Here is a 25,116-nt window from a genome sequence, read left to right on the forward strand (position 1 = left end):
GTCAGAGCCGCCTCTCGGTCGCGCCCTGCGCGGTCACGCCACCGGCGACGGGTCGGGATCGAAGCGCCCGAACCAGCCGTAGCGCGGCCACCAGCGCGGCAGCACCGGGTGGCGCGCGGCCAACCCCGTGAGGGCGGCGAACAAGTGGGTCGGGACGTGCTCGGCCGCCCACTGCGCCAGCCGCAGGATGCGGTAGGCGCGGCGATAGCTGTCCACGAGCGTGCGGTAGCGCTCGAGCCCGTCGCTGAGACCCACGCGGCCCTCGAAGATCTGCTGGATGATGCGCCCGCACTCGACCCCGAAGTAGAGCGCCGGCCTGATGCCCTCGGCCGTGAGAGGCAGACACTGCCCGGCCGCGTCGCCGACGGCAAAGAGCCGCCCCACGGTCGGGCGGAAGAGGCGGTTCGGGAAGTACGTGCCGTGGTAGGTGGTCGCCACCGTGCCGCGGTCGCGCAGGAAGCGCTCGAGGGCCGGCTTGAGCTTGGACAGCCCCACGTAGGAGCCGAGCCCGATGAGGCTGCCCTTGCCAACGGGGAAGATCCAGCCGAGCCCGCGCGGAATCAGGCTGCCGTCGAGCCAGAAGGACAGCCCCTCGTCTTCGAGCGCGGTCCGCGTCTCGAGCCCGAACGAGAAGTCGCCGCGGGCCGGCGTCGCTGCGCTGCCGCTGTTGACGAGGGCGCCCCGCCAGCCCGAGCAGTCCACGATCACCGGCGCCGTGAAGCGCCCGTCGCTCGTCAGCACCGCGCCGTCCTCGACCCCCGTCACCGAGGCCCTGAGGAAACGCGCCCGCGTCTGCTCGAGGAGCCCCTCGCAGAAGCGCTTGTAGTCGAACGTGCAGAAAGGCACCGCCGAGAGGTCGTAGGTGACCGTGCGCGTCGGGGCCCGCACGGTGAGCTTGTCGTGGACCTGGAGCACGCTGTCGGCGACGCCGAGCGCCTGGGGAACCCAGAGCGGCGTGCCGCAGGCCGAGGTCTGTACCGCGCCGACCTCGTTGCGGTCGAGGAGGAGGACGCGCCCGGTGAGCCGGCGCGCCACCGCCAAGCCGGCAAAGCTGGCACCCACTATGATGGCGTCGTAGTCCCGGCCAGCCATGTCACCGGATACTCCGACAGACCGCGGGAGAAGTCAAATCGGGCGGCGAAGGCCGCCCTCACGGACTCTGCCGGGATGGCCCCGGCGGCTCGTCGTCATGCCCCGCCGACTCGTCATCGTAGAGGATGCGCACGGCCGGAGTGTGGACGTCGTCATACTGGCCGGACAACGCCGCCCAGATGAAGACGCCCAGGGCGGCGGCGGCGAAGACCAGTGCCAGCGGCAGGAGGATGAACATCACCGACACGATGGCTCCCCAGCGCGCGTGAAGCTTCTCGCCCGGTAGGAGCTGGCGATCACCGTGATGGAGGACAGCGGCATCAGCACGGCGGCGACGACCGGAGTGATCAGACCCGCCATGGCGAGCGCCACGCCGACCGCGTTGTAGCAGAGGGAGAGGACGAGGTTGCGGCGCACCGTTTTCATGGCGCGCGCCGCCCCGTCGAGCAGGTCCGCCACGCGCGCGACACCCGGCCGCGTGATGAACACGTCCGCAGCGGCCAGCGCGGCCTCGGCGCCGCCGTGCACGGCGATGCCGACCGTGGCCGCCGCGAGCGCCGCGGCGTCATTGACGCCGTCGCCGACCATGACGACCGATCCGGCGGCCGCCCCGTCCCGCACCGCGCGGAGCTTGGCCTCCGGCGAGACCCCGCCCCGGCAGTCCTCCGGATCGAGGCCCAGGCGGGTCCCGACGGCCGCGACCACCACGTGGTCGTCGCCCGAGAGGATGCCGACGCGCCAGCCGTGGTTGCTCACGCGGGCGAGCGCGGGCCCCGCGTCCCCGCGCAGCGGGTCGCCGAAGCCGGCCGCCGCGACCACGGCGCCGTCCACGGCCACCAGCACCGGCGTGAGCCCGCCTTCGGAGAGATCGCGCGCATGACCCGCGAACTCGGGCGGTACGAAGCCGACGCGCGCCCCCACGAAATCGGGCGAGCCCAAGACCACGGCGCGGCCCGCCACCTCTCCCTCGATGCCGCCGCCGTGCGTCTCGGTGATCGTCACGGGCAGGTCGGGCGCCGGGCCCAGGGCGGCCACGAGCGCGCGTGCCAGCGGGTGTGACGAGTGGGCCTCGGCGGCGGCCGCGAGCGGCCTGGCCGCCGCGTCGCCCCACCAGGCGAGCAGCGCGGCGCGCCCGGCCGTGAGCGTGCCGGTCTTGTCGAGCCACATACGGCCGGGCCGTGTCAGCTTCTCGATCACGTCGGCGCCCTTGATCAGGAAGCCCGCGCGGGCCGCCTGCCCGATGGCCGCGCTGAGCGCCAGCGGCGTCGCCAGGCCGAGCGCGCAGGGACACGTGACGATCAGGAGGGCGACGGCGTGGTCCACCGCCCGCCCCGCGTCCACGCGCGCCCAGAGCGCGAACGTCAGCGCCGCCAGGACCAGCACGGCGGCGACAAAATGTCCGGCGATGCGGTCGGCGAGCTCCACGATGGGCGCGCGGCGCCGCCCATACTCCTCGACGAGCTTCATCAGCCGGCCGATGCGCGTGTCCTCACCGGTCTGCTCCACCAGAACCTCGAGGCGGGAGGAGAGATTGACCGTGCCCGCGTGCACCCGGTCGCCGGGTCCGGCGCCCATCGGGCGCGATTCGCCCGAGAGCAGCGAGAGGTCGAGGGCCGAGCGGCCGGACGCGATGACGCCGTCGGCGGGCACGACGTCGCCCGCCCGCACTTCGACGCGCGCGCCCGGCAGGAGCGCCTCGAGCGGCACCTCCCGAACGCCGCGCGCCTCGATGACCCGCGCGGCGCTCGGAGCGAGCGCGGCCAGGAGCTCTGCCGAGTCCGCGGCGGCGCGCTGCTGGCGACGCTGGACGTAGCGGCCGGCCAGGAGCAGGAAGATCAGCGCCGTCACCGAGTCGAAGTAGACGTCCCCCGCCCCGCGGAGCGTGTTGACGGCGCCGTGGAGAAACCCTGCCAGGAGCCCGATGCTGATGGGCAGATCCATGTGCAGCGTCCGCATCCGGAGCGCGGCCCAGGCGCCGCGGAAAAAGACGCCGCCGCCCCAGATGACGGACGGCACCGTGATCGCGAGGCTCGTCCAGCGGAAGAGCGAGGCGTACTCGGGCTCCATGCCGTGGAAGGCGCCGCCGTACAGCGCGAAGGCGATGGCCATGACGTTGGCCGCGACAGCGCCCGCCAGCCCGATCCGCGCCAGCATCCTCCGGTCCTCTTGCCGGCGGAGCGCCCGCGCCTCGAGGCCGCGGCTCGGGTGAGCGCGGTATCCCAGCGCGTCGAGCTGCCGCGCGGCGGCGGACAGCAGCACGGCCCGCGGGTCCCAGCGCACGAGCGCGCGGGAGCGCGGCAGGTCGAGGCGGACCTCCAGCACCCCGGGCACGAGGCCCGGCAGACGCTCCACGAGCCAGACGCAGGCCGCGCAGTGGACGCCCTCGAGGTAGAGCTCCGTCGCTGCGAGACCGTCGGCAGTGCGCCAGCAGGCGCGGGCCTGAAAGCCGGGGTCGTCGAATTCGCCGTACGACCTGCCGGTCGGGTTCGCCGGTGCGGGCGCGGCGTCCGTCGAGTCGCGGAGCGCGTAGTAGCGGTCGAGACCGTGCTCGTGGATCACCGCGTACACGGCGCGGCAGCCGTGGCAGCAGAACTGTCGCGGCGCGCCCCCGTCCACCAGGCCGGGCGGTACACCCAGCCCGCAGTGGGCGCACTGGGCGAAGGCGGCGCGCGGCGGGGCGACCGCGCCTTCAGCGATGCTCATGCGGCGCTCCCGTCTCCGAGTGCTGGATCGCGTGTCTCTCCGGAGCCCTCGCGCGCCCCGCGACGGCGAGGAGCCCGACCACGATCATGGCGACGGCGCAGACGGCCGGCATCCAGCGGCGGAACCCACCCGCCAGGGCCTGGACGGCCACACCGAGCCCCGCCATCACCGGCAGGGTGCCCAGCCAGAACACGGCCATCAGTCCCGCGCCGCGAAGCGGATCGCCCGTGCCCGCCGCCGTGACGATAAACGCGTAGAGCCAGCCGCACGGCAGGAGGCCGGTCAGAAGACCGATCACGAGAGCGCGCGTCACGGGGGGCTGGGCGGCGACCGCCGCCACACCACGGGCGACGGCGCCGCGGAGCGCGGCCGGAGGCTCGAGCCGCGCCACGCGCACTCCGGCCGTCTCGAGGAGCGTCCGCGTCCCCCACAGCGCGATCAGGACCCCGGCCAGCACCGCCGCGCCCCGCTGGATCCCCGCGGGCGCCGCGGCCAGGTCGAGGGCCGCGCCGAGCGTGCCCGCCAGCGCGCCCAGGGTCGCGTACGCGGCGAAACGGCCGAGGTTGTACGCGGCGTGGCCGAGCCCCGGGCGGCGACCGGCGGCGCCCGTGTAGAAGGCGACGAAGCCGCCGCACATGCCGGCGCAGTGAAGGCTGCCCACGAGGCTCGCCCCGAGCACGGTCAGGGCGAGGGTTGTCACCGGGCCTCCGGCACGTCGCGCATGAGGGTCGCGGTGAAGACGTCCGGGCCGCGCGTGACGCGCATGCGGAATTCCCAGAGACCCGGCCGCTCGAGCGGCATCGCCGCCACGTAGCCCAGACCCCGAGGCTCGAGGACCGCCGTCAGCACCCGGCTCGCTCGCGCGTTGTGCAGCGCCTCGATCGCGATGCGCGCGCCCGGGAGCGGCGCGCCCGCGCCATCGGTGAGGCGCGCGGCCACCGTCATCCCGCCGCGCTCTCCTGTCGGCTCGACACTGAGCCCGAGCGACCAGCCGAGCGCCTCGTTGCGCGCCTGCTGGGCCATGGTCTCGTCCCAGGCGAGCGCCTTCGCGTAGTAGTTGGGCTCGACCGCGAAGGAGGCGTCGCGCGAGGTGATGACGACAAGCGCGATGTTGGCTCCCGCGGAGCCGACGAGGAGCGCCGCCAGGCCCACCGGCCAGTACCAGCCGCGGCTCCTCACGGCCGCGTCTCCTCGGGTCCGAGCAGGCGGTACGGCACAGAGGCGGCAAAGCCGGCGCCGTCCCCGACCCGGAAGCGGATCTCGCGCGCGCCGCCGTGGAACGCCGCGCGCGGCGCGGTCACGAAGACCGTCGCCGTGGCCGCGTGCCCGGCCGCAACGGCGAGCGGGTTGTCGGGCGCGATGAAGTGGAGACCCTCGCCGTCGGCGAGCTCGATCAGGTAGCGGCGATCGCCGTCGGCGCGGTTGACGATCTTGACCCGGATCTGGTTCGACACGTCGCCCGACGGCAGGAGCGTGAACGGGCTGCCGAGCCCGCGCAGGACCGTCACGTCGGCGCTCGCCCGGTGCGCGAGCGCCCAGCCGAGCATCCCCCAGACCGCGATCAATAAGATCGGGTAGAGGACGACGCGCGGCCGGAGGATGCGCCGCGGCGCCCCGCCCAGCTCGTCGCTCGAGCTGTAGCGGATCAGCCCGCGCGGCCGGCCGATCCGCTCCATGATCGAGTCGCACGCGTCCATGCACTGCGTGCAGTGGATGCACTCCATCTGCAACCCGTCGCGGATGTCGATGCCCGTCGGGCACGTGACCACGCACGCGCCGCAGTCGATGCAGTCGCCCAAGGCCAGCGGCGGAGCGCCGGGGCCGTTGCCCGCACGGCGCGCGAGGCGCCCGCGCGGCTCGCCGCGGCGGAAGTCGTAGCCGACGATGAGCGAGCGCCGGTCGAGCAATGCTGACTGGAAGCGCCCGTACGGGCACGCCACGACGCAGACCTGCTCGCGGAACCAGCCGAAGTCGAGGAACATCAGCGCGGTGGTGCCCGCCATCACGAGGAAGGCGGCCGGGTGCTCGAAGGGCGAGCGCGTGATCCAGTGACGGAGCGCCTCGACGCCCACGAAGTACGCGAGGAAGGTATGGGCGAGGAACATGCTGAGGGCGCCGAAGACCGCGTACTTGACGAGTCGCCGCGGCGCGAGCCGCCGGCCGTCGAGGTCGCGCTGCGCGCGCGGGCCGCCCTCGATGAGCCGCTCGATGGGGCGGTAGAGAAACTCCATGTAGACCGTTTGGGGACAGGCCCAGCCGCACCAGACGCGGCCGTAGATCGCCGTCAGGAGGAAGATGCCGATGAAGAGGCCCACGAGGAGGAGCATCAGCAGCATCGTGTCCGTCGGCAGGAACGTGGCCCCGAAGAGGATGAAGCGCCGATTGACGACGTCGAGCAGGATGACGGGCTTGCCGCCCATCCTGAGATACGGCAGGACGGTGAAGAGCCCGATGAGCGCCCAAGCGAGCGCCCGCCGGCGCCGAAGGAAACGCCCCTCGAAGAGCTTGGGGCGCATCCAGCGTCGCGTGCCGTCCAGGTTGAGCGTGGGAAGGACGCGCTCCTTGGTCGCTGAGGGCAGCGGTGGCGGCGCGGGCATCGTCCCTCTCAACGGGTCGGTGAGCCGTCCGCGGCGGCCTTCTGGCCCTCCGGCGGCTTGGGGTTGGGCGGATGCGTGCCCCGCAGCGTTCCAACGTAGGCGGCCATGGCGGCGATTTCAGCGGGCGAGAGCTGGGTCTTCCAGGGCACCATGCCCTTCTCGGGCACACCCTCGCTGATCGTCTCGTAGAACTCGGTCAGCCGCCCGCCGTGCAGCCAGTATTCGTCCGTGAGGTTGGGCCCGACGATGCCCTGGCCGCGATCGCCATGGCACGGCGCGCACCGGGTGGCGAAGATCCCCTTCGCCTTGGCCATCGCGGCCGCGTCCTTCTCGAGCGCCGCCAGCGAAGCGTCCGTGACCGCACTGGCCACCGCCTTGGGCTGCCGCTCGGCCGCCGCCCTCATCTCGGCCTCGTAGACGGCGACCACCGACGGCCCCGGCCCCAGCTGGTAGTAGGCCCAGTACCCGAGCGAGAACGCGATAGTCACCCAGAAGATCCACACCCACCAGCCGGGCAGCGGGTTGTCATACTCCTCGATGCCGTCCTGGGCGTGCGGCAGCAGCCGGTCGCGGTCGGCGTCACTCATGGGTCGCTCTCTCCCCTGTCAGCGGCGCGCTCGGCTCGTCCTCGAGGGGCAGAAAGCGGGCGCGCTCGAAGTGCTCCCGGTTGCGCCGGAGAAACGTGGTCACCGCGATCGCGAGGAAGGCGGCCCCGAACAGCACCAGGCCGGCCTCGGCGAAGATCTGCAGCCCGAAGCCGCTCATCACGTCGGTGAGGCTCATGTCACCGCCTCGGCTCCGGGTGGGGTTGGGGCTGCGGTAGGGCTTCGGCCCGGCGTCCGCTGGGGCCGGCCGCGGCCGGGCTCTTCTTGATATCGGTGCCGAGCCGCTGGAGGTACGCGATGAGCGCCACGAGCCGAGTCTCCTCGAGCCCCTTGGGCCCGCCCTGCGCGACGATCGCCTGCGCGATCTTCTTCCCCTGCGCCCGCGCGAGCTCCGGGGCGCCCTTGACCTGCTGGGGCGTGTACGGAACGCCGAGCGTCACCTGCGCCGCCACGCCGCGCTCGACGGCCGCGAAATCGAGCGGCCGCTTCGCCAGCCACGGGTATGGCGGCATGATGGACTGCGGCGTGGTCGAGCGCGGGTCCTCCATGTGGCGCACGTGCCAGAGGTTCGGGTACTTGCCGCCGATCCGCTGCAGGTCCGGGCCGATGCGGCGGGAGCCCCAGAGGAACGGATGGTCGTAGACGAACTCGCCCGGCTTGCTGTATTCCCCGTAGCGCACCGTCTCGGAGCGGATGGGCCGGATCATCTGCGAGTGGCAGTTGTTGCAGCCCTCCGAGATGTAGACATCGCGCCCGGCGAGCTCCAGCGGCGTGTAGGGCATGACCGCGGCGATCGTGGGCACGTTCGAGCGGATGAGGAACATGGGGATGATCTCGAAGAGCGAGGCGCTCACCACCGCGACGACGACCCAGATGGAAAAGGTCAGCGGCATGCCCTCCCAGCGCCGGTGCCACGCCGCGCGCTTGAAGCCGGCGGCCGTCACCTCGGCCCGGTACTCGCGGGTCAGCGCGGGCGCCTCGTGCACGGGCTCCGCATACGCCGCGGGCGCGCGCCGCCACGTCATCACCACGTTCCACGCGCAGAGCGCCATGCCGGCGATGTAGAGGCCGCCGCCCAGCACGCGCACCCAGTACATGGGCATGAGCCGTACGGTCGCCTCGATGAAGTCCGGGTACGCGAGCCGCCCGCTCTCGTCGAAGGCGCGGAACATGAGTCCCTGGGTCAGCCCGGCCGCGTAGATGGCCACGATGTAGAGCAGGATGCCGATCGTGCCGATCCAGAAGTGCAGCTCGGCCAGCTTCTTGCTCCAGAGCTCCGTCTGGAAGAGGCGCGGCAGGAGCCAGTAGATCATCCCGAAGATCATGAAGCCGACCCAGCCGAGCGTGCCCGCGTGGACGTGGGCGATGGTCCAATCCGTGTAGTGCGAGAGCGCGTTGACGCTCTTGATCGACAGGAGCGGCCCCTCGAAGGTCGACATGCCGTAGAAGGTCACCGCCACCACGAAGAACTTGAGCACGGGATCGTCGGTCACCTTCGACCACGCGCCACGGAGCGTCAGAAGCCCGTTGATCATCCCGCCCCAGGACGGCATCCACAGCATGACCGAGAAGAGCATGCCGAGCGTCGAGGCCCAGGCGGGCAGCGCCGTGTAGTGGAGGTGGTGCGGCCCCGCCCAGATGTAGATGAAGACCAGAGTCCAGAAGTGCAGGATCGACAGGCGGTAGGAGTACACCGGCCGTTCGGCCGCCTTGGGCAGGAAGTAGTACATCATGCCGAGGAACGGCGTGGTCAGGAAGAAGGCGACCGCGTTGTGGCCGTACCACCACTGCATGAAGGCGTCCTGCACCCCCGCGTAGATCGAGTAGCTCTTCATCGGCCCCGCCACGACCACGAGGTTGTTGAAGATGTGGAGCACGGCGATGGCCACCAGCGTGGCGATGTAGAACCAGAGCGCGACGTAGAGGTGCCGCTCGCGCCGGCGGGCCAGCGTGCCGAAGAAGTTCGCGGCGAAGACGACCCAGATGACGGCGATGGCGATGTCGATGGGCCACTCGAGCTCCGCGTACTCCTTCGACTGGCTGTAGCCGAGCGGCAGCGTCACGGCGGCGGCGACGATGATGGCCTGCCACCCCCAGAAGTGTAGCCGGCCCAGCGCGTCGCTCCACATGCGCGCCTTGAGGAGGCGCTGCGAGGAGTAGTAGACGCCCGCGAAGATCGCGTTGCCCGCGAAGGCGAAGATCACCGCGTTGGTGTGCAGCGGGCGCAGCCGGCCGAAGGAGAGCCACGACGTCTGGAAGTTGAGGACGGGCAGGACGAGCTGGAGCGCGATCAGCAGGCCCACGGCCATGCCGACCAGGCCCCACAGCACGGTGACCAGCAGGAACATGCGGACGATCTGGTCGTCGTAGACGAACCGTTCGACGCGGTCGCTCATACGCGCGCGCTCTCCTCTTCGATCGGTGTGGAGGATGGAAACGCCGACCGCGGGGTCACGGACCCCGGCGGTCGAGCCAAACGAGTGCCGCGCCGCACACGGCGACCAGGGGCACGATGACGACCCAGTGGTTGACGCCGAGCAGGCCGGGCAGCGTCAGCTTTCCAAAGTCTCCGACTCGCAGCAGCGTGTCCTTGATGAACGGATAGACCTCCGAGTAGACGCCCGCTCCCAGCAGGATTCCCAGCACTCCCCTCAGCAGCCCGTCCATGCGGCCTTCACCGAAGGCCCCGGCGCAGGTGCCGGGTCAGAATCCGAGGAGCAGCATGCCCGCGCCGAAGACGAGCCCGCCCAGGACGTTGGCGGCGAGGACCGTCGGCTTGATGTGAAGGTTGACGAGACCGAGCGAGTAGAGGGCGTACACGGCCACCATGCCGGAGAGGATGCCGCCCATCATCACCTTGAGCATGGTCAGGTCGGTCAGGCGGAAGAAGGACACGATCTTGTCGTAGCGGGTCATCTGCCCCTTCTGGAGGACGAAGCCGAAGGCGATGCCCGTCGCGAGCCCGAGCAGGAGCCTCGCAGCGCCCGTCAGATCAAGCGGCCCCATTGTCAGGCCCCCTGAAGACGAACCGCGCCGCCACGATGCCCGCGAGCATCATCGCGCCGAGGAAGATCCAGCTGCTCACCGCCATCTGGAGTCCCCCGCTGAGCCCGTGGCCCGACGTGCAGCCATCGGCAAGCCGGGCTCCGAAGCCCACGAGGAAACCGCCCAGGAGGCCGACGGCCCACCGGCGGCCCCGACTCGTCCCGAACCGGCTGACCCAGAGCGCCGGCATCTCCGTGGTGAACGCGACGCTCCCGCGGCCGAGCCGCGCCGCCAGGTAGGCGCCGAGCGGAATGCCCAGGACCAGCATGAACTGCCAATCCACGACGGGCTTGACCATCCGGTAGTAGGCGTTGGCGGCCACGTGCGCGGGCGCCACGAGGCCCACGATCATGCCCGCGGCGCGCGAGAAGGTCGTCGAGGTCGAGAGGTAGTAGTTCGCCGTGTAGAAGACAAAAGCATTGAGGAGGCCCAGCATCAGGCCCGCCTGCCACCACGGCCACTCCGCTTTCCGCAGCCAGCTCATGCTGCCCTCCTCAGGCCGAGGACCCGCGGCGGCCCGCCCGCTCGGATTCGATCTTGTGCTCGAGCGCCTCGCCCCGGATGCGCGCGCGGCACGTTTCGCAGACGAGGTCGTCGGTCTGCCCCGCGCAGACGATGCAGCGATGGGGCACGGGGGGCGCGCCCGCGTGCGCCAACGATGCCGCAGGCGTCCCAGCCGTGGGCAGCGCCATGGGCACGGTCAGCACGAGGCAGGGCGAGAGCCGCACGACGGCTTCGGCCACGCTGCCGAGCAGGGTCCGGCTCACGCCCGTGCGGCCGTGGGTGCTCATCACGATGAGGTCGATGCCCTTGTCGCGCGCGTATGCGGTAATCTCCCGGGCCGCCCGGCCGGAGAGGAGCGCGAGCTCGAGGGCGAGTCCCGTGCCGAGCTGGCGGCCGAGCCGGGTCAACTGCTCCGAGCCCAATGATGGGTCGGTGGCCGGGGGCACGACGTGCACCACGTGCAGCCGCGCGCCGGTCTCCCGCGCCATGGCCGTCGCGACCAGAGCGGCCGCTTCGGCTGCGGCCGAGAAGTCGGTCGGCAGCAGGATCTCGCTGATCTTCATGTTCGTTACCTCACGATGAGGACCGGGACAGGCGCTCGCTTGAGGGCACCGTCAGCCACGCTGCCGAGGAGGAGGCGCGCGGCGCCCCCCGCTCCACGGGCGCCCAGGGCGAGCATCCCTGCCCGCTCCTCGCGGACGGTCCGGAGCAATTCAGGCAGCGGCACCCCGACACGAACGGTTCCGTGCGCGCGCCACCCCGCACGCCTGAGGCGCGCGACCGCAGCTTCCACCTCGCGCCGCGCCGTACGCACGCGCGCGCCCATATCCGCCCGGACCAGGCCCGCAACGGCGGCCCGCACGGAAGCCGGAACGAACGCGAGCGAGGGCACCCTCACGGGCTCGACGACTCGCACCACCACCGCCCTGCCGCGGCCCGACCAGCGCGCCAGGTGGGCGACCACGCGGGAGGCGTGGGACGACCCGTCGAGCCCGACGACAACCCGGCGGGGCGCCCCGGCGGGGCGCGCGCTCACGCCGGGGCGCGCCGCGGAGAGCGCCGCGGCGATTTCGCCGCGCGGCGAACTGTCTCGTCCCGCTTCACCGCGATAGCGGAAATGGGCCGCTTGTTCTTCTTGTTCTTGCCGTAGCTCTTCCGGATGCCCATGTCGTCTCCGTTCTTACTCGAGCGCCGAGAGGAGCGCGTCGAGCGCGTCCGAGGTCGTGAAGATGCCGACGATGCTCTCGCCGTCGCGCACCGGCAGGCAGCCGATCTTCCGCTCGAGCAGCACGCGCGCGGCGACCGTCACCGGCGTCTCCGGCGCCACCGTCACGGGGTCTTCGGTCATGATGCTCGCGACGGCCTGACTCTCCCAGCCGGCCGACGTCTCGCCGGTCTCGAGCCGCCGCCAGTCCCGGTGCGAGACGATGCCCACCAGCCGGTCGGCGTCCACCACGAGGAGGTGCCGCACCTCGGCGCGGCGCATGCGCGCGAGCGCCGCGCCGATCGAGGAGTCCGGCGCCACCGTGGCGGGCTGCTTCGTCATCCAGTCGCGCACGGCCCCGCAGCGCTCCGTCGATCGGTCCGCCATGCCCTACTCCGTGTCCCGCACGGTCACGACCGGGCACGGCGCGAGGCGGATCACGCGGTCGGCGACGCTGCCGAGCAGCGCGCGATCGAGGCCGCCCCGCCCGTGCGTCCCGATCACGATGAGATCGGCGCGCTCGCGGGCCGCCGCCCCGACGATCTCCTTGTACGGCACGCCGGTCCGCAGGACCCAGCGCGCGGAGATGCCCGCGGCCGCGGCGGTCGCGGTCCACTCCCCGAGTGTCTTCACGGCCCACGCTCGCGCCGCATCGAAGACGCCGCGCGCCCGCTTCATGGTGAAGGGCCCCTCCGAGTAGAGCGGAGTCTCGACCAGCACGTGGACCAGCACCAGCTCGGCGCCGAGCCGCGCAGCCAGCCGACGCGCCTCGGCCCATGCGCGCTCGGAACCCTCGGAAAAATCCGTCGGCACGAGGATCCGCGCGAGACCGTCGGCGGCCTGGTCAGCGGCCATGGGCCCGCACCGTCAGCACGGGGCAGCGTGATTCGCGCACGACGCGCTCGGCGACGCTGCCCATGAAGACGCGGGACACGCCGGTGCGTCCGTGCGTGCCCATCACGATGAGGTCGGCCCGCGTGCGCCGCGCCGCGCGCAGGATCTCGTCCGCCGGGAGCCCCTCCGCGAAGATCGCCCGGGCGCGCACGCGCTTCCGCCTTACGCGGGCGAGGGCGGCGGCGAGCCGCCGTCTGGCGGAGCGCTGGGCCAGGATGAGCAGGTCGGCGTAGCTGCTCGGCAGCGTGCCCTCGCCGATGAACGGGGACGGCGGCGTCATGACGTGGACCAGCACGAGTGGCGCGCGGCACGCCCTCGCCAGGGCCACGGCGCGCCGAAGGGCCGGCGCCGAGGCTCGCGAGAAGTCCGTTGGATGCAGGATGCGGCGGAAGGCGGTCATGGCGTCACTTGAGGGAAGCCAGGTAGGCGGCGATCGCCCGGGCATCCGCCTCGGCCATCTCGATCTTCGGCATGTGCGCCCGCGGCTTCTGCTGCTTGGGCTCGCGCAGCCATTGGCGCAGGTAGCTCTCAGGGTACTTCGAGCCCACCTGCGACAGATCGTTCGCGATGGGTGTGCCGGCCTTGCCGACAGTGTGGCAGCCGTAGCAGCCCTGCTCGGTGAACAGGCGCTTGCCCTGCGAGGCGAGCGCGGTACCGTCTTGCCCGAACGCCACGGTCGCCGCCAGGGCGATCGCCGCGGCCACCGACGCTGCCCTCACGTCGCGCGCCCACGCAATCATGAGCGCACGTCTCTGGGCCGCTCGTCCCTGGTCTGGCAGCCGAGACAGTGACGCGCCCAGGGCACCGCCCGCAGCCGCGGCAGCGGGATGGCGCCGCCGCAGTCCTCGCACACGCCGAAGCTGCCCGTCTCGAGCCGCGCCTGCGCGGCCTGGATCTCGTCGAGCTCATGGCGCTCGCGACCTTCGAGCCGCGCCAGCAGGTCCGCCATGATGCCCCGCGCCGAGTCCTCCACGAGCGAGCCGGGTTCGTGGTCCGACAGCGAGGCGAGCTCGCCGTCCGTCACCACCACGGTGCGAAGCAGCTGGTGGCGCGCCTCGCGCAGCAGCCCACGGAACTCGCTGCTCCTGTCCGCGTCCAGCTGTCCCTTGCCTGCCGTCATGGAAAGCCTCCTGAGCGTTGTGTAGCCACGTCGAGCGCGACCGTCATACCCGGATTGCAAGGCGGATGCCACGGTTCAACGGCGCTACACGCCCACAGAATCGTGAAGTTGCGACGGGTGGCGGCACCGCGCTGTGGGGTCGCGCTCACCCGGCTGGGGCGGCGGCGCCCCGACGAGCCTAACCCTTGATGTTGCCGATAGGCGAGAGCGTGGCGACGCGGCGGGAGAGGTCGAGACGGTGGAGCACGTCCACCACGGCGGAGAGATCCTTGTAGGCGAAGCCGGCCTCCTCGGCCACGCCGGACTTGGAGGCGGCACGCACGACGATGCCGCGCGCGGCCATGTCGCGAATCAGGGTGTCCCCCCTTACGAGCTTCTTGGCCTGGGCGCGGGACATGGTGCGCCCGGCGCCGTGCGCCGTGGAACCCCAGGTTTCTTCCATGGCGTGGGCCGTTCCCACGAGGAGCGCCGAGCCCGTCTCCATGGAGCCGCCGATGATGACCGGCTGGCCGATCGTCCGGTAGGCCGACGGCACGTCGGGAGCGCCCGGGCCGAAGGCCCGCGTGGCGCCCTTGCGGTGGACGACCAGCTCCATCTCGCGGCCGTCCACGCGATGGCGCTCGAGCTTGGCGGTGTTGTGGCAGACGTCGTAGATCATGTCGAGCCCGAGCGTCCGCGCATCCCTGCCGAAGATCCGCGAGAAGACCTCGCGCACCCGGTGGGTGATCACCTGCCGGTTGGCGAAGGCGGAATTGGCCGCGGCCGTCATGGCCCCGAAATACGCCTGCCCCTCTGGGGAGCGAAACGGCGCGCAGGCAAGCTCGCGGTCGTTGACCCTGATCCCGTAGCGCGGCATGGCCTGGTCGAAGATGCGGAGGTAGTCCGTGCCGATCTGGTGACCGAACCCGCGCGAGCCGCAGTGGAGCATGACGAAGACCTGGCCGGGCGCTTCGACGCCGAGCGCGCGGGCTGCGACCGGATCGTGGATGCCGCCCTCGCGCACGACCTGGATCTCGAGGTAGTGGTTGCCCGAGCCGAGCGTGCCGAGCTGCTCCATGCCGCGCGAGACGGCGCGCGCGCTGACGTGGGTCGGATCGGCGCCCGGCAGGCATCCCTGACCTTCCATCCGTTCGAGGTCCTCGGGCCAGCCGTAGCCGTGCGCCACGCACCAGCCGGCGCCCTGGACCATGATGCGGCGGAAGGACTCCTCGGTGAGGCGCACGAAGCCCTTGGCGCCCACGCCGGACGGCACGGCCTCGAAGAGCGCGTCGATGAGCTCCGTGATGCGGGGGCGCACCTCCCCCTCGCTGAGCCCGGTCCGGATCAGGCGCATGCCGCAGTTGATGTCGAAGCCGATGCCGCCAGGCGAAATCACGCCGTCCTCGGCGTCGAAGGCCGCGACACCGCCGATCGGGAAACCGTAGCCCCAGTGGCCGTCAGGCATGCAGAGCGCCGCGCGGACGATGCCCGGCAGGCAGGCGACGTTCGTCACCTGCTCGAAGACGCCATCATCCATCTGGCCGAAGAGCGCCTCGGAAGCGTAAATGCGCGCGGGCACCCGCATCCCGGCCTTCTCGGACGGCGCGATCTCCCAGACGCAGTCGCCCGCCGGCCTGGCCTTTGCCCGGAGCTCCGGCGATGTCCTCATGGCGCCTCAGATGTCGATGACGAGCCGGGCCCGCCAGCCGTCGGCGGTTTGTTCGAGGACGAACTGGTGGAAGGTGACGGCCTTGGGGTCGGCGCCGAGGGTCGTGTGTTCCGCGTCGATGGTGCCGCCCCGCGCGATCGCGTCGAGCCTGAAGGGCCCCTTGCCCGCGATTGTGACCTGAGCGGCCGGGAAGACCTGCCGGTCGCGGTCCTTGAGGTAGATCAGCTCGGACAGCCAGTCGTAGAGCAGCAGGTCGAGCTGCGGCGCTTCGATGGTCACGGCCCGCTCGACGGTGATGGACAGCGTGGCCGGATCGACCATGAGACAAGCCAAAGCCGAAGCCGCAGTCTCGAAGAGGTCGGCGGGGTCTCGGCCCTCGACCTCGACCGCGCAGTCGGCGAGCGCGACCTCTTCGAGAAAGCGGTAATGGCCCAGACGCTACTCCGTCTTGATCGGGATCATCGTGCCCTTGGCGGCGGGCGTCTTGGGCAGGGTGACCGTCAGCAGCCCGTTCTTAAAGGATGCGCTGACCCTGCTGCCGTCCACGGCCACGGGCAGACGGACGCTGCGGGTGAAGGCCCCGTAGCTCCGCTCCGCGCGGTAGTAGCGCTCCTCTTTCTCCTCCTTGTCGATCTGCTTCTCGCCCTTGATGGTCAGAAGCTGCTCCTGGAGCGAGATCTGGATGTCCTTCGGATCCATGCCCGGGACTTCCGCCTTGACCATCACGGCGTCCTTCGTCTCGGAGACATCCATGCTCGGCGCCCACTCGCCCGTCGCCGGGAACTCCTCCAGCTTGAAGTCGGCGAACCGGTCGAAGAGCTTTTCCATCTCCTGCTTGAGGTTCGGCATCCCCATCCACGGCATCAGCGAACGCATGACTTACTCCTCCTTTCCACGTTGGTCGAGGCGAGGGCCTCCGCTCCATGGAAGAAGCAACCGCGGTGCCAGCGCGAGGCCACGGTGTTACGCGGACTTGGCGAGCGCCCCCGCGTCCGGCTGGGGCGGCCGCGCCCGGATTGGGGCGGGCCCACCCCATGGCCGCCGCCCCGGCTTGCCCGCCGGAATCCCGGCGCGCATATTGGCAACATGGTCATCGGCGTGCCGCGGGAGATCAAGGTCGGCGAACAGCGCGTAGCGCTCACGCCCGCAGGCGCGAGGGCTTTCTCAGAGGCCGGCCACCGGGTGCTGGTCGAGGCGGGCGCCGGGGCAGGAAGCGGGTTCCGAGACAAGGAGTACACCCAGGCCGGCGCCGAGCCCGGCGAGGTGGGCGCAGTCTGGAGCCGGGCCGAGCTCGTGCTCAAGGTCAAGGAGCCGCTCGCCGAGGAAATTCCGCGCATTCGCGAGGGCCAGACGCTCTTCACCTATCTCCACCTGGCGCCCGTGCCCGACCTGGTCCGCGCGCTCCAGGCGCGCGGCGTCCTCGCCATCGCCTACGAGACCGTCGAGCGGGCCGACGGCAGCCTGCCGCTCCTCACGCCCATGAGCGAGGTGGCTGGACGGCTCGCGGTCCAGGAAGGCGCCCACTACCTCGGCCGCGCCTACGGCGGTCGCGGCATCCTGCTCTCGGGCGTGCCCGGCGTTCCCCGCGGCAACGTGGTCATACTGGGAGCGGGCACCGTGGGAATCAACGCTGCCAAGGTTGCGCTCGGCCTGGGAGCCGACGCCGCGCTCCTCGACATCAACCTCGACCGCCTCCGCGCCGCCGACGATCTCTTCAACGGGCGGGTCGTCACGCTGTCCTCGAACGCCTTCAACATCGAGCAGGCGGCGCAGCGCGCCGATCTCCTCGTCGGCGGGGTGCTCGTGGCGGGCGCCAAGGCGCCGAGGCTCGTCACGGAGACCGTGGTCGCCCGCATGAAGCCCGGCGCCGTCATCGTGGACGTCGCGGTGGACCAGGGCGGCTGCGTGGAGACGATCCGCCCGACGACGCTCGTGGAGCCGGTCTACACGCTCCACGGCGTGCTGCACTACGGCGTCACCAACATGCCGGCGCTGGTGCCGCGCACCTCGACCTTCGCGCTCACCAATGCCACCCTGCCCTACGCGCTGGATCTCGCGCGCAAGGGCGCGCTCAGGGCGGTGCGCGAGAGCGCCGAGCTGGCCCGCGGCGTCAACGTCTGGCGGGGGCGCGTCGTCTATCCCGCGGTCGCCGCCGCCGTCGGCGAGACGCCCCTGCCGCTCGATCAGCTCCGTTGACGGGGCATCCTGTCTTCGCGGCGGTGTACGACCGCCTGACGCGCTCGGCCGAGCGGAAGTTCCTCGGCGCCCATCGCGCGTGGCTCTGCGCCCGCGCGACCGGGCGTGTGCTCGACCTGGGCGCGGGGACCGGCGCCAACTTCCCCTACCTCGACGCAGATGCGCAGGTGCTGGCAGCCGAGCCCGATCCGTACATGCTTGCCCGCGCGCGGCGGCGCGCCCGGGCGCTGGGACTCTCCGTCACCTTCCTGCCCGATGCCGCCGAATCGCTCCCGCTCGAGGCGGCGTCCGTCGACGCCGTGCTCGCCACCCTCGTCCTCTGCACGGTCGAGGATCCGGCGCGGGCGCTCCACGAGATCCGTCGGATCCTGAGACCGGGGGGCCGGCTCCTCTTCCTCGAACACGTGAGGCTCGAGCACCCCGTCTGGGGCAGAGTGCAGGACGTCGTGGCGCCGGCGTGGAAGGCGCTGTTCGCCGGCTGCCACCCGAACCGGGACACGGTGACGGCGGTCCGCCGGGCGGGCTTCACCATCGAGGAGCTCGAGCGCTGTGCGTGGGGCCCGCTGCCGGGCCCGCTCTTCGTCCGCGGCGCTGCGGTTCCCGCCTAAATCGAGTACCGGCGGTAGAACCAGCGCTTGACGACCTCGACGAGCCCGAGATACGTCACGATCATCAGCACGAGGATCGCGAAGAAGAGCGGCGGCAGCGGCGTGAAACCGAGCCACGGCGCCAAGGGCGTGAACGGGATCGCGGCGCCCGCCGCCACGCAGGCGCACACACCCCAGGTGAGACCCGCGCTCGGCCGGCTCTTCCACGGCCGTCCGGCGGTGCGGATGACGAAGATCACGAGAGTCTGAGTCGCGAGCGATTCGACGAACCAGCCGGTCTGGAACAGGGACTCGTTGGCGTGGAAGAGCCACAGCATCACGGCGAAGGTCAGGAAGTCATAGATCGAGGAGAGCGGCCCGATCACCAGCATGAACCGCCGGATGAAATGCACGTTCCAGCGCTTGGGCTTGAGCGTGTAGGTGCCGTCCACGCGGTCCGACGGGATGGGTACCTGCGCCAGGTCGTACAGGAAGTTGTTGAGCAGGATCTGCAGCGGCAGCATCGGCAGGAAGGGCAGAAACATCGAGGCCGCTGCCATGCTCAGCATGTTGCCAAAGTTTGAGCTCGTGCCCATCAGCACGTACTTCATGATGTTGCCAAAGCTCCGCCGACCCTCGAGCACGCCTTCGTGGAGAACGTCGAGCCGCTTCTCGAGCAGGATGATGTCGGCGGCGTCCCGCGCCACGTCCACGGCCGTATCCACCGAGATGCCGACGTCGGCCGATCGCAGCGCCGGGGCGTCGTTGATGCCATCGCCCATGCATCCCAACACGTGGCCGCGCGAGCGCAGCGCCAGAATGATCCGGTTCTTCTGCATCGGCGACGCGCGCGCGAAGACCTGAGTGCGCTCGGCCACGGCCGCCAGTGCCGGGTCGGACATGCGCTCGACCGCGTCTCCCAGCACGATCTCGTCGGCGTCGAGGCCGACCTGCCGGCAGATGTGCTGGGTCACGAGCTCGTTGTCCCCCGTGATGATCTTGACCGTGATGCCATCGGCCTTGAGCGCGGCCAGCATGTCCGCTACGCCCTCGCGGGGCGGGTCCAGGAAGGCGGCGAAGCCCACGAACCGAAGCTCGCACTCGTCGGCGATGCCGTAGGCGGCCTGGCGCGGCACGGGCCGGTACGCGACCGCGAGGACGCGGTAACCGTCGCCGGAGAGGCGCCGGAACAGCGCCTCGATCTCGGCCCGGGCCGCCGCGTCGAGCGGGGTGGACGCGCCCGCGAGCTCGAGCGCGCCGCAGGCCGGCAGCACGCTCTCGGGCGCGCCCTTGGTGATCAGGAGGCGCTCGCCGCCGCTCTCGACGACCACGGACATGCGGCGCCGCTGAAAATCGAACGGGATCTCGTCGCACGAGCGGTAGCGCACGACGTCGGGATGCTCGTGACGGAGGATGGCCTCATCCATCGGGCTCTTGAGGCCTGTCTGGAAAGCGCTGTTGAGCGCAGCCAGGCGGATCACCGCCTCGTCCTCCTCGCCGCGGGCGTTGACGTGGCGCGAGACGGAGATCTCGCCCACCGTCAGCGTGCCCGTTTTGTCGCTGAAGAGGATGTCCATGCTACCGAAGTTCTCGATGGCGGCCAGGCGCTTGACGATGACCTTCTTCCGCGCCATGCGGACGGCACCCGAGGCCAGCGTCACCGAGACGATCATGGGCAGGAGCTCGGGCGTGAGTCCCACGGCCAGGGCCACGGCGAAGAGGAAGGACTCGAGCGGGTCGCGCCGGACCAGGGCGTTGACCAGGAACACGAAGAGGACCAGCAGGAGCACAATCTGGAGGATGAGCATCCCGAACTGGCGCGCGCCGCGCTCGAACTCGGTCTCCGGCACGCGACCGGCGAGCCGCGCCGCCACCTGCCCGAATTCGGTGCGGGCGCCGGTGCGGACGATCACAGCCTCGCCGAGGCCGCTCACCACGGACGTGCCCTGGAGCACGGCCGTGGGGGCTTCCCCGAGCGACGTCCCGGCCCCGACCGCCGCGTCGGCGTGCTTCTCGCGCGGGAGCGACTCGCCGGTCAGCGCGGCCTCGTTGAGGAAGAGGTCCCTGCTCGACAGCAGGCGGCCGTCACCCGGGACGAGGTCGCCGGCTGTGAGACGGACGACGTCGCCCGGCACCACCTCCCGCGCCGGGATTTCCTGCGCCCGGCCGTCGCGCAGGACGGTGGCGCGCTGGCCGACCCGGTCGCGGAGCCACCGCGCCGCCACCTGCGACTGATACGCCTGGCTGAAGTTGAGCGCAACGCTCAGCAGCAGCATGCAGGCGATGATCAGGGAACTCACCACCTGGCCGAAGGCGGCCGACACGGCGCTCGCCACGAGCAGGATCAGGACCAGCGGGTTGACGAGGTAGGCGCCGAGCTCTCTGAGCGCTTCGAAGCGACGCGGCGGCGCGTGCTCGTTGGGACCGACGCGCTTGAGGCGGGCCCCGGCGTCGTCGGAGCTGAGACCGGCGCTCGAGCTGCCGGCCTCGGCCAGGACGTCGTCGCGGGTCGCAGCCCAGAAGGGCTGGGAAGCCATCGTGCCCATTCTAGCCGGGCCGCCTCACGGAAGACGGCCTACCGCGTGTCGAGCTCCGACACGGTCACCCGCGTCGCCACCTGCCGCTTGCCCACCCGCTGGACCTCGACGGTTGCGTAGTCGCCGAGCTTGAGCCCCCAGGCATCCTGCGGAACCTCGATGAACTCGCCGTCCCACCCCGAGGGACCGGCGCCGGCCGCGCGCCGTGCCCGCGTCCACGCGGTGGATCCATCCGGCTTGACCGTGAAGCGAGTGGTCACGGTCCGGCCATCTTTGACGCGCCAAGGCCCGATCGCCTCGATGGTGATCGTGCCCGCGGCCCGGTCCACCGCCACGACAGTTCCCGAGTGGCGGGTGGCGGCGGCCTGGGCCAATCCGGGCGCCGCCAAGCTCAGAAGCACCAGGCCAACAGTGGACGCCGTCCACCAAGCATGCCGGCTCGTCATAGCAGACTCCTCCTCGGACTCTCAACCAGGCAAGGAGAGTGCCAGCACTTGACCGGCTTGCGCTGCGTAAATCCGCCCTCTTGCATACCCGGGCCGGGGCCGCCGCGCCCCAGGTGTCGCAGGAACTTCCATCACGGTGCCCCTCCGCCTACCCGGCGGAGGCGGCAAACGGCCTCCGAACGCTGGATGCTCGAGGCATCTCGCTTGCACAGTGAGAGGCCAAAGGGTGTCGCCATGCCCTGGAAGCTTGTCAACTGCGGCGTCCCGAACCCCAGAAGGAGGAAGCCATGCTCAAGCAGATCGCCGTGAAGCCCGTCGTCACCGCCTCGGCCCGCATGACCATCGCCGAGGCCGCGCGCGCCATGAAGCAGAAGAATGTGGGCGCGCTGATCGTTGTCAACGCGGGGCGGCCGCTCGGCGTGCTCACCGACCGGGACATCGCCATGGACGTGGTCGCCGCGGGCAAGGACCCGGACGCCGTGCGCGTGGAGGACGTGATGCGGAAGAAGCCCGCCACGCTCCGGGAGGACCTGGGACTCATGGACGCCGCCCGGATCTTCGCCAAGACCGGCGTCCGGCGCCTGCCGGTGGTGGACAAGGCCGGGCGGGTCTCCGGCATCGTCGCCCTCGATGACCTGATGATGCTGCTCGGCAACGAGATGGGCCTCGTGGCCGGCGCCCTGGCTGCAGGGCTCCGGAAGGCGAGCTAGCCCCGGCGCCGCTCCGGTGTCGCGGTGAGCGAGGGCCGCGCGTCGGTCGAGCGGCGGGTGCTCGCTATCGTTGCGGGCCTCGTGGTGGAGTTGGGCGGCCCGTCCGCGGGGCGGGCGCCCAGCCTCGACGACACGCTCGACCGGGATCTTGGCATCGGGAGCCTCGAGCGTGTCGAGCTCCTGCTGCGGATCGAGAAGTCCTTCGGGGTCCGCCTGCCCGATGCCGTCATGGAAGAAGCCTCGAACCCGCGGGATCTGGCGAAGGCTGTGCTGGTGGGCGGCCCGCGCGGGGTCGAGGCGCCGCCCGAGGCTGTCCGACTGCCGGGCCCCGGGGTGCCGGCCCCGGCTTCCGCCGGCACGCTCGTGGACGTTCTGGCGTGGCAGGCCGAGGCGCGCCCGGATCGGGTGCACGTCCTCCTTCGACAGGAGGACGGCAGCGAGCGCCCCATCACGTACGGCGATCTCTGGCGCGGCGCCCGGGCGGCCGCAGCCGGCTTGCGTGGTCTCGGGGTCGATCCCGGCGCGGCCGTAGCGCTCATGCTGCGCACCGAGCCGGCCTTCTTCGAGGCCTTCTTCGGCGCGCTGATGGCCGGCCTGGTGCCCGTACCGATCTACCCGCCGTTCAGACGTGACCGCATCGAGGAGTACGCGCGCCGGCAGGCCACCATCCTCGCGAACGCCCAGGCCCGCGTCCTCGTGACCTTCGCGGAAGGTCTGCCGGTGGGGCACCTCCTGCGCTCCCTGGTGCCTTCGATCGGTGCCGTCACGACAGTGCCCGCTTTGGAGGCTGCGGCACCGGAGCTGTCCCTGCCCCACGCCCTGGCCGAAGAGCCCGCCCTGATCCAGTACACTTCGGGCAGCACGGGCGAGCCCAAGGGCGTCCTCCTCTCCCACGCCAACGTCCTCGCGAATATCCGCGCCATAGGCCAGGCGATCGACATACGCCACGATGACGTGGCCGTAAGCTGGCTGCCGCTCTACCACGACATGGGGCTGATCGGCTGCTGGCTGGGCGCGCTCTACTTCGGCGTGCCGCTCGTCCTCCTCTCGCCAATGACTTTCCTCGCGCGTCCGGCACGCTGGCTCTGGGCGCTGCACGCGCACCGGGGCACGCTGTCGGCCGCGCCGAATTTCGCGTTCGACCTCTGCGTGCGGAAGGTGGCCGACGACGAGATCCGCGGGCTCGATCTCTCGTCGTGGCGCCTGGCGCTCAACGGCTCCGAGGCGGTGAGCGCGGAGACTGTCGAGCGCTTCACCCGGCGCTTCGCCGCCTACGGCCTCAAACCCGAGACGGTCTGCCCGGTGTACGGGCTCGCGGAAGCTTCCGTCGCGCTCTCCGTCCCCCGGCTCGGCGCCCCACCCCGTATCGACCGCGTAGGACGCGACGCCTTCGAGCGGACGCGGCAGGCGCGGCCGGCGGACCAGTCCGAGCAGGCGCCGCTCCGCGTCGTCGGCTGCGGACGTCCGCTGACAGGCCACGAGATCCACATCGTGGACGAGACAGGCCGCGCGCTCGGGGAGCGCCTGGAGGGACGCATCGAGTTCCGGGGACCGTCGGTGACGAGCGGCTACTTCCGCAATCCGGTGGCGACACGCGACGCCGTCCGCGATGGCTGGATGGACTCGGGCGACCTCGGCTATGTCGCCGACGGCGACCTCTTCGTGACGGGCCGGCGGAAGGACCTGATCAAGAAGGCGGGCCGGAACCTCTACCCGCAGGAAGTGGAGGAGATCGTGGGCGGCGTGCCTGGGGTCCGGCGCGGGTGTGTGGCGGCCTTCGGGGTTCCGGATCCTGAGATCGGGACCGAGCGGCTCGTAGTGGTCGCCGAGACCCGCGAGGCTCTCGGTGCGCAGCCGTCCCGGCTGGAAGCCGCCGTGCAGGACCGTGTCGTCGCTGCCCTCGGCGTGCCGGCCGATGCAGTCGTCATCGGCCCGCCGGGGGCAGTCCTCAAGACCTCGAGCGGGAAGATTCGGCGCGGGGCCACACGCGAGGCGTACGTCAGCGGCACTCTCGGACGCCTGCGAGGGTCGCCCCGCGTCCAGTGGTGGAGGCTCCTCCGCGGCACCCTCCGCAGCAGGCTGGGCCGTGCGGCCGTGCGCTTCGGGGGCTGGGCGCTCGGGTGCTACCTCGGAGTGCTCCTCCTGGTGACGCTGCCGGCCCTCTGGCTCGGCATACTCGTGGCGCCGGGGGCGCGGGTTGCCGACCGCGTGGTGCGGCTGTGGTGCCGGGTCATCCTGGCCCTCAGCGGTTGCGCGATCCGCCTCGAAGGCGCCGAGCACCTGCGGGGCGGCGGCCCCGCCGTCCTGGCCGCGAACCACGCGAGCTACCTCGACGTGGTCCTCCTGCTCGCGGCCCTGCCTGCCGACTTCCGATTCGTGGCCAAGCGTGAGTTGCTCAGCGCACCGCTGGTCGGCAGGCTCATCCGCAAGGTCGGCCACCTCACCGTCGAGCGGGGCCGGGCGCCGCAGAGCGTCGCCGATGCCGCCCGCGTCACCGAGGCCCTCCGCGCCGGCGTCTCGGTCCTCGTGTTCCCCGAAGGCACGTTCGTCCGGTCGGCCGGCATCCTGCCGTTCCGGCTCGGCGCCTTCAAGGCCGCAATGGAGACCGGCAGTCCTATCATCCCGATCGTGTTGCGCGGCACGCGGGAGGTGCTTCCGGCCGAGGTGTGGCTGCCGCGACCGGGACCGCTCACCGTGGCGGTGGGTACGCCCCTGCGCTCCGGCAAGGATGGCTGGCCCGAGATGGTGCGGCTGCGCGACGAGACGAGGAACTGGATCGCCCGCCGCTCAGGCGAGCGGCTTCTGGAGCGTGCCCCTACCGCTTCGTGATCTCGGGCTTGGCCGTGCCCCTTCGTCCACCGTCCGCGCTCACCCGAGGGCTGGCGCGGGCATCTTGTCCTTTTCCTCTTCCGCCTCGGTGAGCGTCGCCGATGATCGTCGTCGCCTCCTTGTCCACCACGATGCGCTTGGCGCGGCCGAGATGCCGGGGCTCGACGTTCTCGAGCTTGATGCCCAGCTCCTCGCTGATCACCTGCCCGCCGGTGAGGACCGCGATGTCCTCCAGCATCTCCTTGCGGCGGTCGCCGCAGCCGGGCGCCTTCACGGCCACGCAGCGCAGCGCGCCCCGGAGCTTGTTCACCACGAGGGTCGCCAGCGCGTCGCCCTCGATGTCCTCGGCGATGATCAGGATCGGCTCGCCCGTCCGGGCGACCTGCTCGAGCAGCGGCA

27 protein-coding genes and 2 pseudogenes are annotated in these 25,116 nt (G+C 71.4%); 4 read left to right on the forward strand and 25 right to left on the reverse strand.

Annotation, left to right across the window (positions count from 1 at the left end; genetic code table 11):
• Nucleotides 1–33: 33 nt before the first annotated feature.
• From Q7W02_16280 to Q7W02_16385, 22 genes and pseudogenes are all read right to left on the reverse strand, one after another.
• Complete coding sequence (locus Q7W02_16280; protein MDO8477720.1) at nucleotides 34–1,092, reverse strand: NAD(P)/FAD-dependent oxidoreductase; 1,059 nt, start codon at nucleotides 1,090–1,092, stop codon at nucleotides 34–36.
• A gap of 58 nt (nucleotides 1,093–1,150) precedes the next feature.
• Complete coding sequence (gene ccoS / locus Q7W02_16285; protein MDO8477721.1) at nucleotides 1,151–1,330, reverse strand: cbb3-type cytochrome oxidase assembly protein CcoS; 180 nt, start codon at nucleotides 1,328–1,330, stop codon at nucleotides 1,151–1,153.
• Nucleotides 1,330–3,795: a heavy metal translocating P-type ATPase gene (locus Q7W02_16290; GenBank protein MDO8477722.1), complete on the reverse strand. Its 2,466-nt coding sequence runs from the start codon at nucleotides 3,793–3,795 to the stop codon at nucleotides 1,330–1,332. Before Q7W02_16290 ends, ccoS begins: the two co-directional genes overlap by 1 nt.
• On the reverse strand, nucleotides 3,782–4,495 hold the full coding sequence (locus Q7W02_16295) for a sulfite exporter TauE/SafE family protein (protein ID MDO8477723.1): 714 nt from the start codon (nucleotides 4,493–4,495) through the stop codon (nucleotides 3,782–3,784). The genes Q7W02_16290 and Q7W02_16295 overlap by 14 nt, the downstream gene beginning before the upstream one ends.
• Nucleotides 4,492–4,974, reverse strand: a complete 483-nt coding sequence (locus Q7W02_16300; GenBank protein MDO8477724.1) for a FixH family protein — start codon at nucleotides 4,972–4,974, stop codon at nucleotides 4,492–4,494. Before Q7W02_16300 ends, Q7W02_16295 begins: the two co-directional genes overlap by 4 nt.
• Complete coding sequence (ccoG, locus tag Q7W02_16305) at nucleotides 4,971–6,392, reverse strand: cytochrome c oxidase accessory protein CcoG (protein MDO8477725.1); 1,422 nt, start codon at nucleotides 6,390–6,392, stop codon at nucleotides 4,971–4,973. Before ccoG ends, Q7W02_16300 begins: the two co-directional genes overlap by 4 nt.
• Before the next feature lie 8 nt (nucleotides 6,393–6,400).
• A complete protein-coding gene (locus tag Q7W02_16310) occupies nucleotides 6,401–6,979 on the reverse strand; it encodes a cbb3-type cytochrome c oxidase N-terminal domain-containing protein (protein ID MDO8477726.1) in 579 nt (192 codons plus the stop codon).
• A complete protein-coding gene (locus Q7W02_16315; protein ID MDO8477727.1) occupies nucleotides 6,972–7,175 on the reverse strand; it encodes a cbb3-type cytochrome c oxidase subunit 3 in 204 nt (67 codons plus the stop codon). Before Q7W02_16315 ends, Q7W02_16310 begins: the two co-directional genes overlap by 8 nt.
• A 1-nt stretch (nucleotide 7,176) precedes the next feature.
• A complete protein-coding gene (ccoN, locus tag Q7W02_16320) occupies nucleotides 7,177–9,393 on the reverse strand; it encodes a cytochrome-c oxidase, cbb3-type subunit I (protein ID MDO8477728.1) in 2,217 nt (738 codons plus the stop codon).
• 55 nt (nucleotides 9,394–9,448) lie between these two features.
• Nucleotides 9,449–10,003: pseudogene (locus Q7W02_16325) on the reverse strand (YeeE/YedE thiosulfate transporter family protein).
• Complete coding sequence (locus Q7W02_16330; GenBank protein ID MDO8477729.1) at nucleotides 9,990–10,526, reverse strand: YeeE/YedE thiosulfate transporter family protein; 537 nt, start codon at nucleotides 10,524–10,526, stop codon at nucleotides 9,990–9,992. Before Q7W02_16330 ends, Q7W02_16325 begins: the two are co-directional and overlap by 14 nt.
• A gap of 10 nt (nucleotides 10,527–10,536) precedes the next feature.
• Nucleotides 10,537–11,109, reverse strand: coding sequence for a universal stress protein (locus tag Q7W02_16335; protein ID MDO8477730.1), 573 nt, complete (start codon nucleotides 11,107–11,109; stop codon nucleotides 10,537–10,539).
• A 5-nt stretch (nucleotides 11,110–11,114) separates the two neighbouring features.
• A complete protein-coding gene (locus Q7W02_16340) occupies nucleotides 11,115–11,582 on the reverse strand; it encodes a universal stress protein (protein ID MDO8477731.1) in 468 nt (155 codons plus the stop codon).
• Nucleotides 11,579–11,713 (reverse strand): hypothetical protein, encoded by a 135-nt coding sequence (locus Q7W02_16345; GenBank protein ID MDO8477732.1) that lies wholly within the window; start codon nucleotides 11,711–11,713, stop codon nucleotides 11,579–11,581. The genes Q7W02_16340 and Q7W02_16345 overlap by 4 nt, the downstream gene beginning before the upstream one ends.
• 13 nt (nucleotides 11,714–11,726) lie before the next feature.
• Nucleotides 11,727–12,137, reverse strand: coding sequence for a CBS domain-containing protein (locus Q7W02_16350; GenBank protein MDO8477733.1), 411 nt, complete (start codon nucleotides 12,135–12,137; stop codon nucleotides 11,727–11,729).
• 3 nt (nucleotides 12,138–12,140) lie between these two features.
• Nucleotides 12,141–12,605: a universal stress protein gene (locus tag Q7W02_16355; GenBank protein MDO8477734.1), complete on the reverse strand. Its 465-nt coding sequence runs from the start codon at nucleotides 12,603–12,605 to the stop codon at nucleotides 12,141–12,143.
• Complete coding sequence (locus Q7W02_16360) at nucleotides 12,595–13,044, reverse strand: universal stress protein (GenBank protein ID MDO8477735.1); 450 nt, start codon at nucleotides 13,042–13,044, stop codon at nucleotides 12,595–12,597. Before Q7W02_16360 ends, Q7W02_16355 begins: the two co-directional genes overlap by 11 nt.
• Before the next feature lie 4 nt (nucleotides 13,045–13,048).
• The gene (locus tag Q7W02_16365) at nucleotides 13,049–13,348 is read right to left on the reverse strand and encodes a c-type cytochrome (GenBank protein MDO8477736.1); all 300 of its coding nucleotides are present in this window, start codon (nucleotides 13,346–13,348) and stop codon (nucleotides 13,049–13,051) included.
• A 32-nt stretch (nucleotides 13,349–13,380) separates the two neighbouring features.
• Entirely contained in the window at nucleotides 13,381–13,764 is a 384-nt protein-coding gene (locus Q7W02_16370; protein MDO8477737.1) for a TraR/DksA family transcriptional regulator, read from the reverse strand.
• Nucleotides 13,765–13,942: 178 nt separating this feature from the next.
• Nucleotides 13,943–15,412, reverse strand: a complete 1,470-nt coding sequence (locus Q7W02_16375; protein MDO8477738.1) for an RtcB family protein — start codon at nucleotides 15,410–15,412, stop codon at nucleotides 13,943–13,945.
• Between the two features lie 6 nt (nucleotides 15,413–15,418).
• Nucleotides 15,419–15,847, reverse strand: coding sequence for an archease (locus tag Q7W02_16380; GenBank protein ID MDO8477739.1), 429 nt, complete (start codon nucleotides 15,845–15,847; stop codon nucleotides 15,419–15,421).
• A 3-nt stretch (nucleotides 15,848–15,850) separates the two neighbouring features.
• Nucleotides 15,851–16,288 carry an Hsp20/alpha crystallin family protein gene (locus Q7W02_16385; GenBank protein MDO8477740.1) on the reverse strand — a complete coding sequence of 146 codons (438 nt, stop codon included), beginning with the start codon at nucleotides 16,286–16,288 and terminating at the stop codon, nucleotides 15,851–15,853.
• Between the two features lie 210 nt (nucleotides 16,289–16,498).
• On the opposite strand from Q7W02_16385, the gene ald reads away from it, so the two are divergent.
• Both ald and Q7W02_16395 read left to right on the forward strand, forming a co-directional pair.
• A complete protein-coding gene (gene ald / locus Q7W02_16390; protein MDO8477741.1) occupies nucleotides 16,499–17,608 on the forward strand; it encodes an alanine dehydrogenase in 1,110 nt (369 codons plus the stop codon).
• Nucleotides 17,605–18,216, forward strand: a complete 612-nt coding sequence (locus Q7W02_16395; protein MDO8477742.1) for a class I SAM-dependent methyltransferase — start codon at nucleotides 17,605–17,607, stop codon at nucleotides 18,214–18,216. The genes ald and Q7W02_16395 overlap by 4 nt, the downstream gene beginning before the upstream one ends.
• On the opposite strand, the gene mgtA is transcribed toward Q7W02_16395, so the two are convergent.
• Nucleotides 18,213–20,732: a magnesium-translocating P-type ATPase gene (mgtA, locus tag Q7W02_16400; GenBank protein MDO8477743.1), complete on the reverse strand. Its 2,520-nt coding sequence runs from the start codon at nucleotides 20,730–20,732 to the stop codon at nucleotides 18,213–18,215. The two genes, Q7W02_16395 and mgtA, sit on opposite strands and share 4 nt — an antisense overlap.
• Before the next feature lie 38 nt (nucleotides 20,733–20,770).
• Nucleotides 20,771–21,178, reverse strand: a complete 408-nt coding sequence (locus Q7W02_16405; GenBank protein MDO8477744.1) for a hypothetical protein — start codon at nucleotides 21,176–21,178, stop codon at nucleotides 20,771–20,773.
• Nucleotides 21,179–21,465: 287 nt separating this feature from the next.
• On the opposite strand from Q7W02_16405, the gene Q7W02_16410 reads away from it, so the two are divergent.
• Entirely contained in the window at nucleotides 21,466–21,888 is a 423-nt protein-coding gene (locus tag Q7W02_16410; protein MDO8477745.1) for a CBS domain-containing protein, read from the forward strand.
• Between the two features lie 24 nt (nucleotides 21,889–21,912).
• Complete coding sequence (locus Q7W02_16415; protein ID MDO8477746.1) at nucleotides 21,913–24,717, forward strand: AMP-binding protein; 2,805 nt, start codon at nucleotides 21,913–21,915, stop codon at nucleotides 24,715–24,717.
• A gap of 100 nt (nucleotides 24,718–24,817) precedes the next feature.
• On the opposite strand, the pseudogene Q7W02_16420 reads toward Q7W02_16415, so the two are convergent.
• Nucleotides 24,818–25,116 (reverse strand): annotated as a pseudogene (locus Q7W02_16420) (TCP-1/cpn60 chaperonin family protein).

The organism is Candidatus Rokuibacteriota bacterium, from assembly GCA_030647435.1.
Taxonomy (GTDB): Bacteria; Methylomirabilota; Methylomirabilia; order Rokubacteriales; family CSP1-6; genus AR37.

Excerpts from the sequence above, each read along its gene's own strand:
- mgtA (MDO8477743.1), bottom strand. The coding sequence starts at position 20,732 with ATGGCTTCCCAGCCCTTCTGGGCTGCGACCCGCGACGACGTCCTGGCC.
- Q7W02_16360 (MDO8477735.1), bottom strand. The coding sequence starts at position 13,044 with ATGACCGCCTTCCGCCGCATCCTGCATCCAACGGACTTCTCGCGAGCC.
- Q7W02_16330 (MDO8477729.1), bottom strand. The coding sequence starts at position 10,526 with ATGAGCTGGCTGCGGAAAGCGGAGTGGCCGTGGTGGCAGGCGGGCCTG.
- ccoN (MDO8477728.1), bottom strand. The coding sequence starts at position 9,393 with ATGAGCGACCGCGTCGAACGGTTCGTCTACGACGACCAGATCGTCCGC.
- Q7W02_16310 (MDO8477726.1), bottom strand. The coding sequence starts at position 6,979 with ATGAGTGACGCCGACCGCGACCGGCTGCTGCCGCACGCCCAGGACGGC.
- Q7W02_16315 (MDO8477727.1), bottom strand. The coding sequence starts at position 7,175 with ATGAGCCTCACCGACGTGATGAGCGGCTTCGGGCTGCAGATCTTCGCC.
- Q7W02_16345 (MDO8477732.1), bottom strand. The coding sequence starts at position 11,713 with ATGGGCATCCGGAAGAGCTACGGCAAGAACAAGAAGAACAAGCGGCCC.
- Q7W02_16375 (MDO8477738.1), bottom strand. The coding sequence starts at position 15,412 with ATGAGGACATCGCCGGAGCTCCGGGCAAAGGCCAGGCCGGCGGGCGAC.
- Q7W02_16355 (MDO8477734.1), bottom strand. The coding sequence starts at position 12,605 with ATGGCCGCTGACCAGGCCGCCGACGGTCTCGCGCGGATCCTCGTGCCG.
- ald (MDO8477741.1), top strand. The coding sequence starts at position 16,499 with ATGGTCATCGGCGTGCCGCGGGAGATCAAGGTCGGCGAACAGCGCGTA.
- Q7W02_16280 (MDO8477720.1), bottom strand. The coding sequence starts at position 1,092 with ATGGCTGGCCGGGACTACGACGCCATCATAGTGGGTGCCAGCTTTGCC.
- ccoG (MDO8477725.1), bottom strand. The coding sequence starts at position 6,392 with ATGCCCGCGCCGCCACCGCTGCCCTCAGCGACCAAGGAGCGCGTCCTT.
- Q7W02_16385 (MDO8477740.1), bottom strand. The coding sequence starts at position 16,288 with ATGCGTTCGCTGATGCCGTGGATGGGGATGCCGAACCTCAAGCAGGAG.
- Q7W02_16290 (MDO8477722.1), bottom strand. The coding sequence starts at position 3,795 with ATGAGCATCGCTGAAGGCGCGGTCGCCCCGCCGCGCGCCGCCTTCGCC.
- Q7W02_16335 (MDO8477730.1), bottom strand. The coding sequence starts at position 11,109 with ATGAAGATCAGCGAGATCCTGCTGCCGACCGACTTCTCGGCCGCAGCC.
- ccoS (MDO8477721.1), bottom strand. The coding sequence starts at position 1,330 with ATGTTCATCCTCCTGCCGCTGGCACTGGTCTTCGCCGCCGCCGCCCTG.
- Q7W02_16405 (MDO8477744.1), bottom strand. The coding sequence starts at position 21,178 with ATGACGAGCCGGCATGCTTGGTGGACGGCGTCCACTGTTGGCCTGGTG.
- Q7W02_16410 (MDO8477745.1), top strand. The coding sequence starts at position 21,466 with ATGCTCAAGCAGATCGCCGTGAAGCCCGTCGTCACCGCCTCGGCCCGC.
- Q7W02_16350 (MDO8477733.1), bottom strand. The coding sequence starts at position 12,137 with ATGGCGGACCGATCGACGGAGCGCTGCGGGGCCGTGCGCGACTGGATG.
- Q7W02_16370 (MDO8477737.1), bottom strand. The coding sequence starts at position 13,764 with ATGACGGCAGGCAAGGGACAGCTGGACGCGGACAGGAGCAGCGAGTTC.